General features: G+C 39.7%; 13 protein-coding genes and 1 tRNA gene. 4 read left to right on the top strand and 10 right to left on the bottom strand.

What is annotated here, in order from left to right; genetic code table 11:
• Positions 1-1,453 precede the first annotated feature (1,453 nt).
• Positions 1,454-2,749 (bottom strand): UDP-N-acetylglucosamine 1-carboxyvinyltransferase, encoded by a 1,296-nt coding sequence (gene murA / locus GGR08_RS02500; protein ID WP_183193828.1) that lies wholly within the window; start codon positions 2,747-2,749, stop codon positions 1,454-1,456.
• A 154-nt stretch (positions 2,750-2,903) separates the two neighbouring features.
• Positions 2,904-3,056 (bottom strand): hypothetical protein, encoded by a 153-nt coding sequence (locus tag GGR08_RS02505; RefSeq protein WP_183193829.1) that lies wholly within the window; start codon positions 3,054-3,056, stop codon positions 2,904-2,906.
• 173 nt (positions 3,057-3,229) lie between these two features.
• On the opposite strand from GGR08_RS02505, the gene GGR08_RS02510 reads away from it, so the two are divergent.
• Positions 3,230-3,304 (top strand) — tRNA-Thr (locus tag GGR08_RS02510).
• A gap of 475 nt (positions 3,305-3,779) precedes the next feature.
• Here GGR08_RS02510 and GGR08_RS02515 read toward each other — a convergent pair.
• From GGR08_RS02515 to GGR08_RS02535, 6 genes are all read right to left on the bottom strand, one after another.
• Positions 3,780-3,944: a hypothetical protein gene (locus tag GGR08_RS02515; protein ID WP_183193830.1), complete on the bottom strand. Its 165-nt coding sequence runs from the start codon at positions 3,942-3,944 to the stop codon at positions 3,780-3,782.
• 894 nt (positions 3,945-4,838) lie between these two features.
• Positions 4,839-5,588: a lambda exonuclease family protein gene (locus GGR08_RS02520; RefSeq protein ID WP_183193831.1), complete on the bottom strand. Its 750-nt coding sequence runs from the start codon at positions 5,586-5,588 to the stop codon at positions 4,839-4,841.
• A gap of 377 nt (positions 5,589-5,965) precedes the next feature.
• On the bottom strand, positions 5,966-6,097 hold the full coding sequence (locus GGR08_RS08515) for a hypothetical protein (RefSeq protein ID WP_281377799.1): 132 nt from the start codon (positions 6,095-6,097) through the stop codon (positions 5,966-5,968).
• Positions 6,094-6,291: a hypothetical protein gene (locus tag GGR08_RS02525; RefSeq protein ID WP_183193832.1), complete on the bottom strand. Its 198-nt coding sequence runs from the start codon at positions 6,289-6,291 to the stop codon at positions 6,094-6,096. Before GGR08_RS02525 ends, GGR08_RS08515 begins: the two co-directional genes overlap by 4 nt.
• Before the next feature lie 2 nt (positions 6,292-6,293).
• On the bottom strand, positions 6,294-6,683 hold the full coding sequence (locus tag GGR08_RS02530) for a hypothetical protein (protein ID WP_183193833.1): 390 nt from the start codon (positions 6,681-6,683) through the stop codon (positions 6,294-6,296).
• A gap of 313 nt (positions 6,684-6,996) precedes the next feature.
• Positions 6,997-7,314: a helix-turn-helix domain-containing protein gene (locus GGR08_RS02535; protein ID WP_183193834.1), complete on the bottom strand. Its 318-nt coding sequence runs from the start codon at positions 7,312-7,314 to the stop codon at positions 6,997-6,999.
• Between the two features lie 416 nt (positions 7,315-7,730).
• Here GGR08_RS02535 and GGR08_RS02540 point away from each other — a divergent pair, with 416 nt between their 5' ends.
• Both GGR08_RS02540 and GGR08_RS02545 read left to right on the top strand, forming a co-directional pair.
• On the top strand, positions 7,731-8,813 hold the full coding sequence (locus tag GGR08_RS02540) for a YdaU family protein (RefSeq protein WP_183193835.1): 1,083 nt from the start codon (positions 7,731-7,733) through the stop codon (positions 8,811-8,813).
• 440 nt (positions 8,814-9,253) lie between these two features.
• Entirely contained in the window at positions 9,254-11,176 is a 1,923-nt protein-coding gene (locus GGR08_RS02545; RefSeq protein WP_183193836.1) for a toprim domain-containing protein, read from the top strand.
• A gap of 259 nt (positions 11,177-11,435) precedes the next feature.
• Here the strand turns inward: GGR08_RS02545 and GGR08_RS02550 are convergent, their stop codons facing one another.
• Positions 11,436-11,642: a hypothetical protein gene (locus GGR08_RS02550; RefSeq protein WP_183193837.1), complete on the bottom strand. Its 207-nt coding sequence runs from the start codon at positions 11,640-11,642 to the stop codon at positions 11,436-11,438.
• A 422-nt stretch (positions 11,643-12,064) separates the two neighbouring features.
• Positions 12,065-12,220 carry a hypothetical protein gene (locus GGR08_RS02555; protein WP_183193838.1) on the bottom strand — a complete coding sequence of 52 codons (156 nt, stop codon included), beginning with the start codon at positions 12,218-12,220 and terminating at the stop codon, positions 12,065-12,067.
• A gap of 499 nt (positions 12,221-12,719) precedes the next feature.
• Here GGR08_RS02555 and GGR08_RS02560 point away from each other — a divergent pair, with 499 nt between their 5' ends.
• On the top strand, positions 12,720-13,289 hold the full coding sequence (locus GGR08_RS02560) for a hypothetical protein (RefSeq protein ID WP_183193839.1): 570 nt from the start codon (positions 12,720-12,722) through the stop codon (positions 13,287-13,289).
• Positions 13,290-15,476 lie beyond the last annotated feature (2,187 nt).

Genomic DNA, 15,476 nt, shown 5'->3' on the forward strand with positions numbered 1-15,476 from the left:
CGCTCTAAATTTTTCCTCCTAACAACGTCGCTCCAATTTTCGAATACACCAACTTTCCGAACACAAATAAATCATTCCTTGTAAAAAGGATAAAGAATAAAATTTTTATGATGGAAAGAATGAAGAGAAGCAAGTTCCATTAGAATATTTCTGCAGGGGAAAGATCAACAATCATTTTCCTAAAAAGGCCTGTCTATAATTTATTCTTAAGCAAAAAGTCTCTTTAAACTCTTTACGCTCATGAAAAATCAACCTTAAGGCTGCTTTCTTTTTTCGGTTTGAGTTCGCTAAAACTTTTCAAAAGGATTTTCTTTGCTCATGATTTCATCACCATAGTATGAGGCATTTTCTTTTTTTGAGAGATCAGGAAGAAAAGGAAATAGGAACATTGAGGCTATCGACAATTTCCTGTAAATATCCTGGGCTCCTAATAAGCTTGAATCCTTTTTCATACTTTTGAATTTGTTGGCGGGACCCTGCTTTGGGATGTGCTAACTGTTTGAGACATTTTTAATATTTCTCTTCTGCTGCGAATTTTTACTGATCGCGCTATCGTTAAAACATAGATTTTTGGCTTTCATTTTCAGATTTCCCCGACTGAGTGGTGCAATGGTGCTCGCATGAATATTCCCGGCTCTTGCAAGCACTAACCTTAAAAATGCTCATTGCCCTTAGACATCGCAAAAATTCACGGAATTCTGGGCTATCTCCAAAGTAAGTTAATTTCATATATCGAGGATTTGGGTTTTAATTCTCCTTGATTGTTGCGTCTACGCCCAAACTCTCAAAGCTTATTAAGCAAATTTACAAGGCTTTTTCATAAATTCACTGAAGGATCTTAGCCATAAAATTGAAATTTGTCTTTGTTTGTTTTTTTATGAGAGGTTTCTCAAACTTTTATGCTCACTCTCCAAACCCATAAGAAAAGCCTTGTATTTATTGAGTAGATAAACAAACCTTTTCCTTGAGAACACCCCAAAGAGGGCCCTTAAAAGCTAAACTTGAAGAAAATGAAACTGTGATATTAAATTTTCGCCCCATATTGCGCTAATTTTTCTTCCAATCTCTCAAATCCACGATCAAGAAACCGTCACTGCCTACGCCTCACACAACACCAACAAAACTTTCCTTAAATTGCACCTCCTAAAATTCCCCCTAAAGCACACTCAAACCATGCTTTAAAGCATCCTTTCAACAACACCACACAACCTTCAACAGACGCATAACAGATTCACACCGTTAACCGTTGAATTTTCGCCCCATATTGCGCTAATTTTTCTTCCAATCTCTCAAATCCACGATCAAGAAACCGTCACTGCCTACGCCTCACACAACACCAACAAAACTTTCCTTAAATTGCACCTCCTAAAATTCCCCCTAAAGCACACTCAAACCATGCTTTAAAGCATCCTTTCAACAACACCACACAACCTTCAACAGACGCATAACAGATTCACACCGTTAACCGTTGAATTTTCGCCCCACATTGCGCTAACTTTTCTTCCAATCTCTCAAATCCACGATCAAGATGATAAACACGATTGACGATCGTTTCCCCCTGAGCCGCCAATGCTGCAATCACAAGGGAAACAGAAGCACGCAAATCAGTCGCCATAACGGGAGCCCCTTGCAAATGTTCTGTTCCATAAACGGTTGCCATCTGCCCATCGAGTTTTATCTGCGCTCCTAAACGATTAAGCTCCTGAACATGCATAAACCGATTTTCGAAAATCGTCTCTGTAATATGCGCGATTCCTTCAGCGCGTGTCATAAGCGCCATGAACTGTGCTTGGAGATCGGTTGGAAAAGCAGGATAAGGTCCTGTTTTAATATCAAAGGGCATAATTTTTGTTTGCCGTGGATTTCGCTTAACGTGAATTCCTTGAGGTTCTATTTGAATTTCAAGTCCTGTTTTTTGGAGCACTTTAAGTACTTGTGTAAGATGATTAGGATTTGCATTTTTAAGCAAGACATCTCCGCCCGCCATCGCAACGGCCATTGCATATGTTCCGGCTTCAATTCGATCAGCAATGACTCGTATTCTAGCACCATTGAGTTTTTTAACGCCTTCAATCGTGAGCGTTGTTGTTCCTTCCCCCACTATTTGAGCCCCCATGGCATTCAGAGTTCGAATAAGGTTTGTCACTTCTGGTTCACAAGCAGCATTCTCAAGAACGGTTGTTCCTTTGGCCCTTGTTGCCGTCATAAGCATCACATGTGTTCCTCCAACAGTGACTTTAGGGAAGCGGTAGTGTGCACCTTTTAATTCCTTTGAGACTTTTGCATGAACATATCCATTTTCGATAGCAATCCGTGCTCCTAAAGTTTTGAGTCCTTCGAGGATAAAATTGACGGGTCTTGTTCCGATAGCACATCCTCCAGGGAGTGAAACATAGGCCTCTCCACATCGTGCAAGCAGAGGTCCCAGAACCCAAAAGCTCGCGCGCATTTTTTTCACCAATTCGTATGGCGCCCGTGTTGTGGCTATTTTTTGCGCAGTAAAATGGATGGTTCTTGAATTTACACAATCACTACTTAACGCCTGTCCATCGACGGCATATCCAACACCATGATTATTCAGAATACGAATGAGCAATTCAACATCGGCAAGATGGGGAACATTTTCTAAAGTGAGGGTTTCTTCTGTAAGCAGCGCCGCAATCATAAGAGGCAATGCAGCATTTTTTGCCCCTGAGATAGGAATTGTTCCCTTAAGTTTTTCCCCACCAACAATTTGAATAGAATCCATAGTGTTTCCCTCTTTTCCTCTGCATCTCCCCCTCCAAAGGTTTTACACCTTCGGGAAGTTATGCTTTATTGAACGTTTTAGAACGCATTTTAAGTATGAGAACAAATTATTGAGAAGTTTGGTTGCAAAGCTGCTCTAAAAAATATTTTTTCTTTTAAAGCTCTACTTGCGCTCTTTTTCGACTTTGCTCTTTTCGACGTTTTAAGTTTTGGCGCAATTGTTGAGCCAATCTTTTTTGACGTTGTTTTTCTTTTTCATCTTGATGACTAATTTTGCTTTGCTTTTGTTTTTGATGCATTTGTGTCATTGCACAACCTTTTGAACAATGTTGAGCTTCTTCAAGCAACTTATGACCTTAAATATTAAATAGATAAGAAATATATGTCATGGCATAAGATACGTTTTCTTGCAAGAATATACAAATGCTCTCTTGCCTATTTTCTGACAATATGGCACAAGACAGCGCAAAGATTGAAAACAGCTGCGGTAGCTCAGTGGTAGAGCACTCCCTTGGTAAGGGAGAGGTCGAGAGTTCGATCCTCTCTCGCAGCACCATTTTCTTCTTCTTTCGCCTCTCTTTTTTTCCCATAAGTTTATCCTTATAAGGATTGATCTTCTCTCTCTCAGCCTCTATTTTTGGCTTCATCGAATTCATCCTCTTTTAACCATGCGCTTTACGAGCTTCAAAATCAATAATCTCAATGACGCACTTCATCTGCAAAACGCTTTGTGAACGGCTTTTAAAATGAACACGACAACAAAGCAGCGTTTCCCTGTGCATCTTTTTTTCTTTCCTTCATGCCCTCTTTCGTAAGATTCCCTATCTTTCCCTTTGCCAAATCTTAATATTGTACAGCCCTTGACCTTTGAAAGGGTTCATGATCATGATGGGCATTTTGACTGTTTTTTTACAGGCTTAACCCACCTATCCTCCGTAAGAAAATGCTTTTGGCTGTTTCAATAGAACAGAAGCTGCGACAATTTTCATGCGATTAAGTCCTTTTTTAAATCTAAAGAATCAAACACCATTTCAAATCAATTGATTTCCCCCTTGATAACCTTTCAAAATCGCCATCTCAGCAAATAATCTTATCTTTCCAGCTTCTCTTCCCCTGTAAATCGCCCATAACACCAACATTCCCACAACACAAACATTCCTTGGAAAAATCGGTCTAAGTTCTGAAACACTCTTCATTTGTCTTATTCGTCATTGATTTAAAAAGAGCAATTTCCACCGCTGCTATCAACGCAACTGCATGCTCACCCTCCCTTGTCCCTTGCACAAGCAAAAGCAAACAGCGATAAAACAAACCCACACTGCTCAACAATCCACAGTCTGTTTTTTTAAAGCCGATTCCTCATTCCCAATTTTATGCCTAACATTCTGGGCAGCTTTTCCCTCTTCTTTCATACATATTTTTTTGTTCAGCATAGCCCACCTATCGTTGTGCTTAATAGTATCCAGCTTTTTTGAATGAATAAGCCTACGCTCTATTTTCTGCTGTCATAAAAATCACCCTCCAGATAATCTCCCGCATCTTCAGAGTTAAATCTACCCCACACTTTCATTGAAAGACAGGGCTATCGCTCTCACATTTTTCATACCAATACGATTTTCACCATATTTTTACACAGAAACAACACGGTGTGATTTACTCAAAAAGGATTGGTTCAAGCTATTTAGCGACACAAGACAATAGACATCTCGTGTTTAAAAGCTCTATTTTTCAGTGATCGAAACAAGTGCGCTTTATAGTTGCTCATCCCGCAAAGAATGATGATTTTTTGGTTGGAAGCACTTCTCCTATCCATTGTCTTGCAAAAAATATATAAGACAGAAAATAAATAAAGAAGATCTTGGCAGAAGAACGAGAAAAATGATTAGGCCTTGAAAAATTTTCTATTCCAGCTTGTCCAATGAGAGAATTTCCTATTAAGGTTTTTCTATTATTGATTGTGCTTCAAAGGAAGAACTAAAGTAAGCTCGTCTGAATAAAAATACAATTAATAGAATGGAATTATTCATGCAGTGGTTTCTAAGAAGCACTTCTTTTCCCCCTGAACTTGCCTTTTAGAGATTTACACCTCTTCAGTGCTGGACTGATCCTCTTCTTCCACGTCTCACCCCCATTCTGTTTTTCCTCTCTAGCCCAAGCCTTGCATTCATGCGAAGATTTTTGTTTTTCTCCTCCTTCAACGCCATTTGTGTTCTTATACTAAAACCTGTCGCAACACTCTTAATTTGCTGTACCATTTTCTCCAAAGCCTCATTAAAACGATTAATTTCATTTTCAAGCTTGCAAATATATGTTTCATCACGATAAGCACGTTTAATCAAAGGTGGCATATCAGGCCAATAGAGCATTAAGTCCACCCATTCGCGTTGAGAGATCCATAATCCGCCTTGACATTGTGCTTTATGTTCTGTTGGAAAGCCCTTTTGAGTAAAATGAGGAATCAAAATTTCAGGTTTTTTTGTTTTAATTTCTAATAGTCCATTTTTTCCAATAAAAGCATCGGGGGAAAATCCCTTCTTGCGATCATCTGCTAAAACAAAGCCAATACATTCAGGTTCTGTCTGTGTCAGTTTCCCATAAAACTGTCGTGCGCTTGGTTCTAGCTCTGTCCCGCGTCGCATAGAAAGTGTTGTCCCTTCGTCAATGGTTTTTCCAGTAATTCTTTCTCCCGCTAGTTTCATCATCACATTATAATATCGTGAAGTTTTTTGCCCTTGCTTTTTTTGCGCCATAACCATCTCAAACAAAGAAGCAGTAATCAAACCATTCCGCGCTTTCTGCCATTCTTCTGTTCCCTGAATACAATCGATAATGATTGGCATCGTCTTTTTCTCCTTTATCTTTAAGGTATTTTTTTGCAACATCTTCTCTTTGAAACAGTTCACTTTATAAGAGATTCCCCCCTCACAGAACTAAGAACACCCCCCCTAAAATATTGTGCCCCTGAAAATACAAGAATTGGTGGAAACGCGTGCTAAACATACTCCCACAGTTTCTCATGCCCCACAGCACGCTGCTAAACACAAGAGCCGCTAAAAAACATACGCCAACGTTTCCACCATAAAATCTTTACCCTGGTTTAATTTTCACCTCAGCTTCCCACTTCCTTATCCTTTTGTTCTCAAACAGCCTCCCTATCTTACCCCCAACAATGCCCTTGCTTATTTCTCAGACATGTTTTTTCTTCATACCTCTTTTTCTATACTGGCAAATTTCCTGAATCACCTTTTTGATAGAAGCCGCAAGCGCCTTCCTTATCAACGGAAAGCACAACACGCCACATTTTCTCCTCATGTCCTCGCTTATCCTTTCCTTGCTGACTCTTTTTCAATTCCGCTCCTGCACGACAGAAAAATCATCACGGAGATATTCTTTCTCTAAATTTTTTGCCATATTCTCAGCAGCTTCTTGTGATATGAAGAGAACAGCATTGTGTTTTTGTGGTTCGAGTCTGATTAAATTTCGCGTATTTCCAGCATAATAAAGTGAAAACCCTCGATAAAAAGTCTTGAGATAACTTGGCATGTTCACCACCAATAATCTGTCAAGACATCACATGGGCGTAAACGATGCTGTTTTTCATAGGATCCATAGAGATTATCTTCATAATCGCTAGCCACTTTTTCATCTAAACAAATATGATAAGCTTCACTATTCAAAATGAATGGCTGCAATTGCGGATTTTCTTCCTTCACTTCATAATTGTCGACGTAAAAATCAGCGATTTGTTCGGTTACATCTTCAGCTTGAGCTGTCGTAAGATCGAGTCGTAAGATTTTATAGGCAGTTTCACATTCTTCAATCAGTTCGAGCACTTCTTCGATTTCATCGATTGGTCCTTCATAAGTATCAGGATTTTCATCCTCACACAGAATGATGATAATTTCATCCTCTTTAACGAATGGAATATTTTTCATGATTTTCCCCCTTTAGACAGTTGATAAAACATAGCTTTGGCTTGACAAGACCAAATATAGCGTTAGTCTTATATCCTCTATAGGAGAGATGTCAATCATTTTATCCTCCATAAAAGATATATTTTAAATCTTTACGGGATTCAAATGACCTATATAAATAAAAATCTATTGTTCTTTGTTCTCCTCACGTCCTTTTATTGTTCTCTATTTGTTCTAACTCAATCGCAATTATAAATACACAGGAGAGATAAAATGAGTGATCTAATGTTAATCGAATATTGGAGTCGTCTTGATTCAAAAACACGGAAAGAAATTATTCTGAAGCTACGTCAACGGGTCGCCGCAACAGAGTCAAAATCGCCTGTCTCTCTTCCGGAGAGAGTTTCGAAATCAGCTCTATAAATTCTTTATCTTCAAGACTAGCACCTTCACCGTAAAGAATATAATTCATACTGATATCAATCTCGTGACAAATTCGCGAGAGAGACTCGATTGTTGGATCTTTTCCTTCAGCAAGAATAGAATGAAGATACCCGGCACCTTTACCGGCAGCAAGGGAGATAGATCTTTTTGATCGCCCACTTTTTTCCAAAGCGATCTTTAATCTTTGACGCCAACCATCGATATTCATACTTTCACCATATAGCGCGTCTTTTAAAAAAAACACGTCCTTTTTATAAAACGGACTTGCATTATCCTCTAAAAAGGATAAAATTAAGGAGATAAATTTGACTTTTTGGAGGGGGATTTTTTTATTTTTAGCTCATAAAACCACTTTAACCACCTACAGGCTCCAAAGACCATCTTTTAAAGCTGATACGCAAAATCGGATACATGGAGGATATGTTGTGCTCTGTTATTTTTTTCCTAAGCAATATCAAATTGCTAGTTTACATACCCTTCAAGCCCGGCCAACCATTTATAATCGCCCTAGCTCATCTCCTGATATGGCCATAGACCAGAGTCAAGCATAACCCAATCCACATTTCTGTTTGCGCTTTTATCATCAATAACAATGTCTAAAAGAAGAAGAAAGTAGATTATAGTATGAAATATGCTCATCAACAAGAAACACCTGACTATGAATCATCTCGGCTTCCCTATGTTTGTTGGTATCAAAACGACTTTCTAGGCGGTGTTCGCGGCATGCGTGCCCACGAAATTGGAATCTATACAATTCTTCTTAATGAAATGTATGCCCGTGGGCGTCCTCTAGAAATATCGGAAGAACGTTTAGCGCGTCTTTGCGGTTGTGACAAGAGAACTTTTGTCAATGTTTTAGCCATGCTCATTCAAGAGGGCAAAATTTTAAATTTAGCCAATGGATTATGGAACAAGCGTTGCGAAAATATTTTTCAAGAGCGAGAAAAATTGCTTGAGCAAAAATCTTTTGCTGGGCGCTCTTCAGCAAAAAAACGCAAGAAAATCAATGCTGACATTCAACAAATGCTCAACGAGCGTACAAAAGATGCTCCACAAAGCTTAGAAGCTCAAAAGGGAGAAGAAAAGGAAACACCTTACGGTGTTTCAGAAAAGACAGTTTTGTTTTCTGAGCCAGAATCTTCACGCTCTTGCGAAAAGAGCCTCACACAAAGCGTCCCAACATCCTGCTCCTCGGTTTTTTCTTCCCCTCTTCTGCTCTCTCAAGCAGAAACAACGTGTTCCTCAGCCAACTATTCTCACCCCTTAAGCACTCCCCAATCTGAGTTTTCCTCCGCCCCTATTGTGCAACTTGTTAAGGGGGAGAAAACAAAATCCATCACGCATCACCCATCCACCGCTCTTCTCCCCAACTCCATTCCACCTTTTTCCACAAAAAAAACCACTGCTTCAGCCTCTATCAAAGGGCACCGCCTTCCTGAACATTGGCAAGCAGACATCGGCGCAGCCATTTCAGAAGGCCTAAGTGAAGAGCAAGCTCTTTGGCAAGCTAAGAAATTTCGTGACTACTGGCAAGCTAAGAGTGGCAAAGAAGCTCTCAAAGCAGATTGGCAAGCCACATGGCGCAATTGGTTTCGCCGTGAGATCGAACGGCTCGAACAGAAAAAACATGAGAGCTCTTCATCTTTCCTCTCTGAAAACAATGATACCCTTTACCGTAGCCTTATCAACTATACGGACAATGTTTGACATCACATAAAACAGCCTATTTTTCAAGTAAGTGCGGAGAAGGGGAGAAAAAATGTTCCAAAATTACAAAAGAAACAACACTAAACAAAATAATAGGCGACAAAACAACAATTGGCTAAGCAGGACACCCAGTAAAACGAATCAACATCAACCACTCTGCTCACATTCTAAAAGCTCTCCCCCACTCCAATACTGTGTCTTTTCATCTACTTTTCCTTCTTCCAATATTTTCTTTCCCCAAAGAAACCGCTTTCCTGAGCATTGGCAAGCAGATACCAACGCAAGCTACAGAAACTTTCAATGAAATGCAAGTCCAGTGCAAAGAAGGCCTCTATAAACCCAAGGATTTTGTCATAAGATCGAACGACGAGAACAGCAAAAACAGCGTCCTCATCTCTCACACCTAAAAAAACGATAATCTATTCATCGAACGAATGACCATGAGTACAATTTTTGAAATCAAACAAAAACTTATCTCACGCGTAGAAACGATAGCAGAAATGCTTCTTCCTCAAGGACACAAACAAGGGAACAATTGGATTGTAGGCAACACACGCGGTGATGCTGGTCAAAGTTTATCGATCTGCCTAAGCGGCAGTAAAGCAGGCCTTTGGTATGATTTTGCCGAAGGCATTGGAGGAGATCTTTTAGATCTATGGTGTGAAGTCAAAGGGATTAGCCTTTCTCAAGCCTTAGAAGAAGCACGAGCGACTCTCAATCTAACGCGCCCCAAACCCTTTATGGCGCCTCATCGTTCTTATCGCCGTCCTCCGGTTCCTACAGGGCATTCCCCGCAGAATCTCGTAAAAACTTATCTCCACAAAGAACGCCACATTCCTCTAGAAATTATAAAGCTTTATCGCATAGGAGAAGACGGCAAAAAAATAATTTTCCCCTTTTATAAACCCGATGGCACCCTTGCTTTAGTTAAAGAACGGCTGGCGCAAGCGGGAGCAAAAACCAAACCTACTGCCGCACAATGTGAACCGATTTTGTTTGGTTGGCAAGCCCTTTTCCCCACAGACCCAACCACCCCACGCACCACCCAACAAGGGTCCTCAACAGACCCCACACCGTTCCCAATTTTTTCTTCAACGAACCGTACTCTTGTCATCACCGAAGGAGAAATTGATGCACTTTCCTTAGCCGCCTATGGATATCCAGCAGTCTCTGTTCCCTTTGGGGGAGGAAGTGGAGGAAAACATAACTGGATTGAAAATGAATTTGATCATTTGGAAGCCTTTGAAACAATTTTTTTAGCGACCGATATGGACAAACCTGGCGAAGAAGCGGCCCATGAGATTGCCAACAGGCTTGGTCGTCACCGCTGCTACCGTGTACGCTTACCCCTTAAGGATGCCAATGCCTGTTTAATGGCTGGCCTTGATATAACCACCATAAAAGCTGCCTTTTCTTCAGCAAAAAGCTTTGCACCAGCAGGCTTACGGCACGCCTCCGATTATAAAGACAAAGTCATAGGACTGTTTTGGCCTGAACCTGAACAACATGTTGGCTATACGGTTCCCTATCCTAAACTGAATGGAAAATTGTATTTCCGCCCAGCAGAATTAACACTTTGGAGCGGTGCCAGTGGTGCAGGGAAAAGTCAATTATTATCAGACTGTATTCCCCATTGGATTGCCCAAAAGAGTCGCCTTTGCTTAGCCTCTTTAGAGATGAAAGGAGAACAATCCTTACGCCGTTTAACCAAACAAACGGGTGGTTTAGAACAACCAACACAAGAGATGATTGAACGGATTCTTCATTTTTTAGATGATGGCCTTATTCTTTATGAACATGTTGGAAAATCGAGTGTTGACACTTTGCTTGATGTCTTTGACTATTGCCGTGCACGCTATGGCTGCGATCAATTTATCATTGACAGTCTCATGCGGTTAGGCATTGCCTCTGATGATTATGCGAAACAAGAACAAGCGGTTTATAAAATGGTTGATTGGGCTGTTTTAAACAGCGTGCACATTCACCTTGTTGCTCATGCGCGCAAAAGTGGTTTAGAGAAAGATATTCCTGGTACAGAAGATATTAAAGGCGCCTCAGAAATTGGTGCCAATGCTTTTAACATCATCACCATTTGGCGCAATCGCCCCTTAGAAGACAAAATTTTTACCGCCTCTCTAGCGCAAGAAAAAGCAGATTTAGCCAAACGCCCAGGCGTTATTTTGAATATCGCCAAACAACGTTCTGGTGACTTTGAAGGGAAAATAGGACTTTGGTTTGACCCACGAACCTATCGCTATCGTTGTTCCTCTGAACACCCCTTAACCCCACGGCGTTATCTAGAACGCCCAATCCCAAACACCACTCTTTTGAAGAACACCTTCCCCATCACCCGCGTTCGCTAAATATTCTATTTAATCAAAGGAGAGATAAATCCAAAAATGAAGACCACCCCCACTCATTCGAGAACCAAAGCGCGCTCAAAACCTAAGATGTTCGGCGTCTATACGCGTAAAAACAAGGATAAAGCCCAAAATGCAGCCACGCAGCCTAAAATTCAAAAGATGCCATAACTTTTGCAAGAATGACTTGCTTTGCTCTCGTATAAGCGAACGCAAAAGCACCTTCAACAAACCTGTCAACACACTCCCTTCAAAAATATCTCTATGATACGACTATTCCCTTCTCCTTTTCTATAAGTAAACCAGTCATAGAACCAGACCCTTCATGCAACAAAATACAACCACTTTCAGAAATATTTGCCCGGTAATGGGCTTCCTTCACGCCCAAATGGGATAAACGCCAACTGGGATAACCGAGGACAACTCCAACCATGCAAGAAAACAGTGTTCCCTTTGAAAAACAACGCAAAAAAACCACTCCTACTTTCCACTCTCAGATAAACAAAACCAGGGGCAAACGACAACAAAGCTCTAAACCAGCCTCCTCCAAACCATTCAGCCTGTCATCCTACAATTCTTGGCAGCCCTATAAATAAAAGCGAAGGCTACAGTAAAAAAGCAACAAAATACCAATAACAGCAAAAAAACAAATCGTGTGACATTAAGGCTCCCCAGTAAAATTAAAGATCACACCTTATCATGCAGCAGAATGCCCATTTTTTTAAGAACCACCCGCACATAACGCGAACACATCTTACATCCTCCTGAACAAAAAGAAGAAAAAAATCCAACAATGCATGCAAATACGCCATCGTTCGAGATCAAAAACCAGGGTACCTTGTAGGCCTCTCTCCCATATGCGCCGAACCAACACAACGCAACAACCACGAACTACTTCAATAAACACCACCCCATAGAACCACCCATACGCCCCACTCCTTCAAGTAAAACCTCCTTCATAAGTAAGGACCAAAGACAACGCCCAGCATGCAGCAAACTGCCAATTCTTTTCAAAGGATGAAAACCTAAACCCAAGCTGCCTTGCACCTATAGAAGTAAACCCAATGCTCAAGACTCCAAAGGACCTTAAATACCCCCACCTAGGAAAACCACAACTAAATCAAATCCAAATGTTCAACTTTCACATAAACAAACGTAGCGACCCTAGCAAAAAAAATCCTAAATGCTACATTTTAAAAAAATACCTTCCTCGGAATCCCGCAACACCTCATTTTCACAGCAATAAAAACCAAGTCATGCAGCATCACGCCCCTTGCCCAGCAATGGAATTAAAGAACACGCCCAGCATGCAGCAAACTGCCAATCTTTCAAAAAGTAAATCCACATAAGAAACTCACTCTGTACCCACCCAGTGGGCCACATAAACCAAGACAACGCCACCAGAAAGGACGCCTCTCACCCTTAAAAAAACGCTCCCTCACATAAATAAAGCAGACATAAAAACTTTTTTCGCACCAAACATACCACAGGACAATTCCATTTCTTTGTATAAAGAAGCAAATTTAAAATTTTTAAGGAGATGACCATGACCCATCAAGAGAAAAAAAACACGCAAACCTATCCTCTTAATGATCAAGCTAAAGGAAAGCACATTGGTCATTTAAAAACGCAAGAAATTCCCTTTGAAACGAGTAATCCTTATTTTCAGCCCCATCATCCAGAAAGTTCCAGCAATCCACGTACCATAAAAGCCATTGTCAATGCACAAAGCCATCCCATTGCACTTTTATATGCAAAAGGACATATCAGTAAAACACAATATAGAGCAGCAGAACGGTTTTATTTTTACTGGCGTCAAAGTCAAGCCGATCTCTATATGAGTCTTGACTACACCCGTGAAAAGATTGCCTGTAGCCAAGGTTATACCCCCCCTCTTGAACGCCAAATCGAAGCATCCAATCATTTAAAAAAAATCAAAGTTCAACTTGGAATTCTTGGCTATTCACTGCTTGAGCAGGTTATAGGCTATGGACAAACGATCAAAGAATTAAGTTCATCAAAACGCAAACAAAACTCCCTTGCCGATCATTTACGAGATTGTTTAGACTTGTTAGCATTTCATTGGGGCTATGCAAACCATAACCATTCTGAATAATTCCCTACACCCTTCAAGGCAGCATGCTCTTTTGTCCACCCTTAGGAAAAAAAATTCTTAAATCCTACACTGCTCAACAATCTAATGACAGCATCCCCGTCAAATAACTCAAGCCCCCACAGCACATCCCTTAAAGAACAAGACCTTACTAAACCCGATCAATAGGCATATCACCCTTAAAAACAAAGCCCCTTAACCCACCCCAGTCTATAATCATGAGAGACTCATATAAATATGTTCATTTTTTATTAAAGAGTCCATTTTATTCAAAATGGTTACATGCATCATAACATCTTGAAATATATATGCAATGCTATCAAACTTCGAATAAATCCTCAATTGAAAAGAAACATTCATTAAGTTTTAATCCACTGCTCATAAAATTTTTGTAGAACGCATTTTTATATTGCTATCTTTTCAATTTTCTGTTACGCGCGAAGCGGTATTTTTTTGATATTGTTAAAATCAATATTGAGAATCCTCATATTTTTGAAGTCCTCTGAATATAACGAAGGGCTTTTTTATAATTATATTGTCCCCAATCAATCCCTTTTTAACTTTGTTCTATTCTTCCCTAAGATTTCCCAGAATACCTTCCCAAAGTAGCATAGGAGAGCTTTCTTTTGTAAAATTGATCTGCATCCCATCCCCAAAGAAAGGATGAAGATTCTTAACGCAATAATCCACAAACAGCTCGGATATGATTCTCTCTTAGCCTTCCGTTTCTGAGCTTCACTTAAATTTAAGATACAATAAGCAAGCCCTACTCTAACGAGATACCACACTTTTAAAAATACCAAAACATATCAAGGAGGCTCCTTCACATTCCCAAACCTCAAATGATAGTCTTTTTACGGTATAACAGAACTTTCTGATATTTGATGGTTTTCTTCTCGTATAAGACCAACAAGTTGATTTATAATTATCATCGACCGTTATTCATCTTAAAAATAAGTGACATGAATATCATAGGCTTCTCTCATGTCAAATCTATTTTATGTTAAATCAGGAAAAACCATTCCCTTGCACATAGTGGAAGAGACGGATGGAATAAAACACTTCAAAGATAAAGAAGAAAAATACCTCTTATGAACACACTTAAGTCCAAAGATTATCATTCCATGCAAAGCGAAATAATATAATGTACAAACTTCTTTCTTAGTTAAATTTTATCGAAGGAATTATCCCTTTCACCAGAGCTTTCTCCACCTTCCCACACACCCATCTCATTGTGAGAAAAAATAACATTATGTTTCTTTAAAATAAGCAGATAATTGTACAACACAACTCTATTCTTGTTTGAAACATACGATTTTACATTAAGGGCATAATCCCATTAAAAAACAAAAGCCCCCCTAGAAAAATCTAAAGTATAAGATCTCTAAAAAATCAAACAATGCGTAATTTCCATGCAGCTATGACGCTTGAACCACCAAACCAAATAAAAATAGAGAGAAGCTTTATCCATAGCACTTCATCTCATAGTCTTTCCAAATACATTAATCTTCCTGCTTTAAGAGATAAAACCAAAATATATGCAACAACCCTTCTAGCATTCCCGCTTTCTAATATTTCCCCTTTACTAATATCGCTCAAGAATCCAAAAGTTTATACGAATTATTTTATTGTAATTATAAAGTACTATTCTTTGAAAGAAGGTGAATCAGTTAAAATAAATGAAGTTTTTAGCCAATTGCAATTGGCTAAATAAAAAGACAAGCTGTCGGAAAATACCTTGAAAAGCTTCTATGAACGAAAAAAGTCAAGAAAAAAACAATAAAAAAGCACAAAAATATCTTAATTATCATAGAATATAATGAAAATTTATAGCAAATACAACAATCAATCGGGATAAGATAAACAAACAAATTTCTTGTCTATTTTTATAGAATATGTCCTCCTATGGATGCACTCAATTCTCAAAGAGTGCATCCATCCCCTCACGGAGTCTTCCCACCCTCAAAGGAAGACTCCAATCTCGAGGATGCACTCAGCCCTCAAAGAGTGCATCCTTCCCCTCACGGAGTCTTCCCACCCTCAAAGGAAGACTCCAATCTCGAGGATGCACTCAGCCCTCAAAGAGTGCATCCTTCCCCTCACGGAGTCTTCCCACCCTCAAAGGAAGACTCCAATCTCGAGGATGCACTCAGCCCTCAAAGAGTGCATCCTTCCCCTCACGGAGTCTTC

Origin of the sequence: Bartonella fuyuanensis (assembly GCF_014197255.1) — a bacterium.
Classification (GTDB): domain Bacteria; phylum Pseudomonadota; class Alphaproteobacteria; order Rhizobiales; family Rhizobiaceae; genus Bartonella; species Bartonella fuyuanensis.

What these genes read in the sequence shown, in the direction of transcription:
- GGR08_RS02520 (WP_183193831.1), bottom strand. Translation starts at nt 5,588, where the DNA reads ATGCCAATCATTATCGATTGTATTCAGGGAACAGAAGAATGGCAGAAA.
- GGR08_RS02545 (WP_183193836.1), top strand. Translation starts at nt 9,254, where the DNA reads ATGAGTACAATTTTTGAAATCAAACAAAAACTTATCTCACGCGTAGAA.
- GGR08_RS02535 (WP_183193834.1), bottom strand. Translation starts at nt 7,314, where the DNA reads ATGAATATCGATGGTTGGCGTCAAAGATTAAAGATCGCTTTGGAAAAA.
- GGR08_RS02540 (WP_183193835.1), top strand. Translation starts at nt 7,731, where the DNA reads ATGAAATATGCTCATCAACAAGAAACACCTGACTATGAATCATCTCGG.
- GGR08_RS02505 (WP_183193829.1), bottom strand. Translation starts at nt 3,056, where the DNA reads ATGACACAAATGCATCAAAAACAAAAGCAAAGCAAAATTAGTCATCAA.
- GGR08_RS02525 (WP_183193832.1), bottom strand. Translation starts at nt 6,291, where the DNA reads ATGCCAAGTTATCTCAAGACTTTTTATCGAGGGTTTTCACTTTATTAT.
- GGR08_RS02530 (WP_183193833.1), bottom strand. Translation starts at nt 6,683, where the DNA reads ATGAAAAATATTCCATTCGTTAAAGAGGATGAAATTATCATCATTCTG.
- murA (WP_183193828.1), bottom strand. Translation starts at nt 2,749, where the DNA reads ATGGATTCTATTCAAATTGTTGGTGGGGAAAAACTTAAGGGAACAATT.
- GGR08_RS02560 (WP_183193839.1), top strand. Translation starts at nt 12,720, where the DNA reads ATGACCCATCAAGAGAAAAAAAACACGCAAACCTATCCTCTTAATGAT.
- GGR08_RS02515 (WP_183193830.1), bottom strand. Translation starts at nt 3,944, where the DNA reads ATGAAGAGTGTTTCAGAACTTAGACCGATTTTTCCAAGGAATGTTTGT.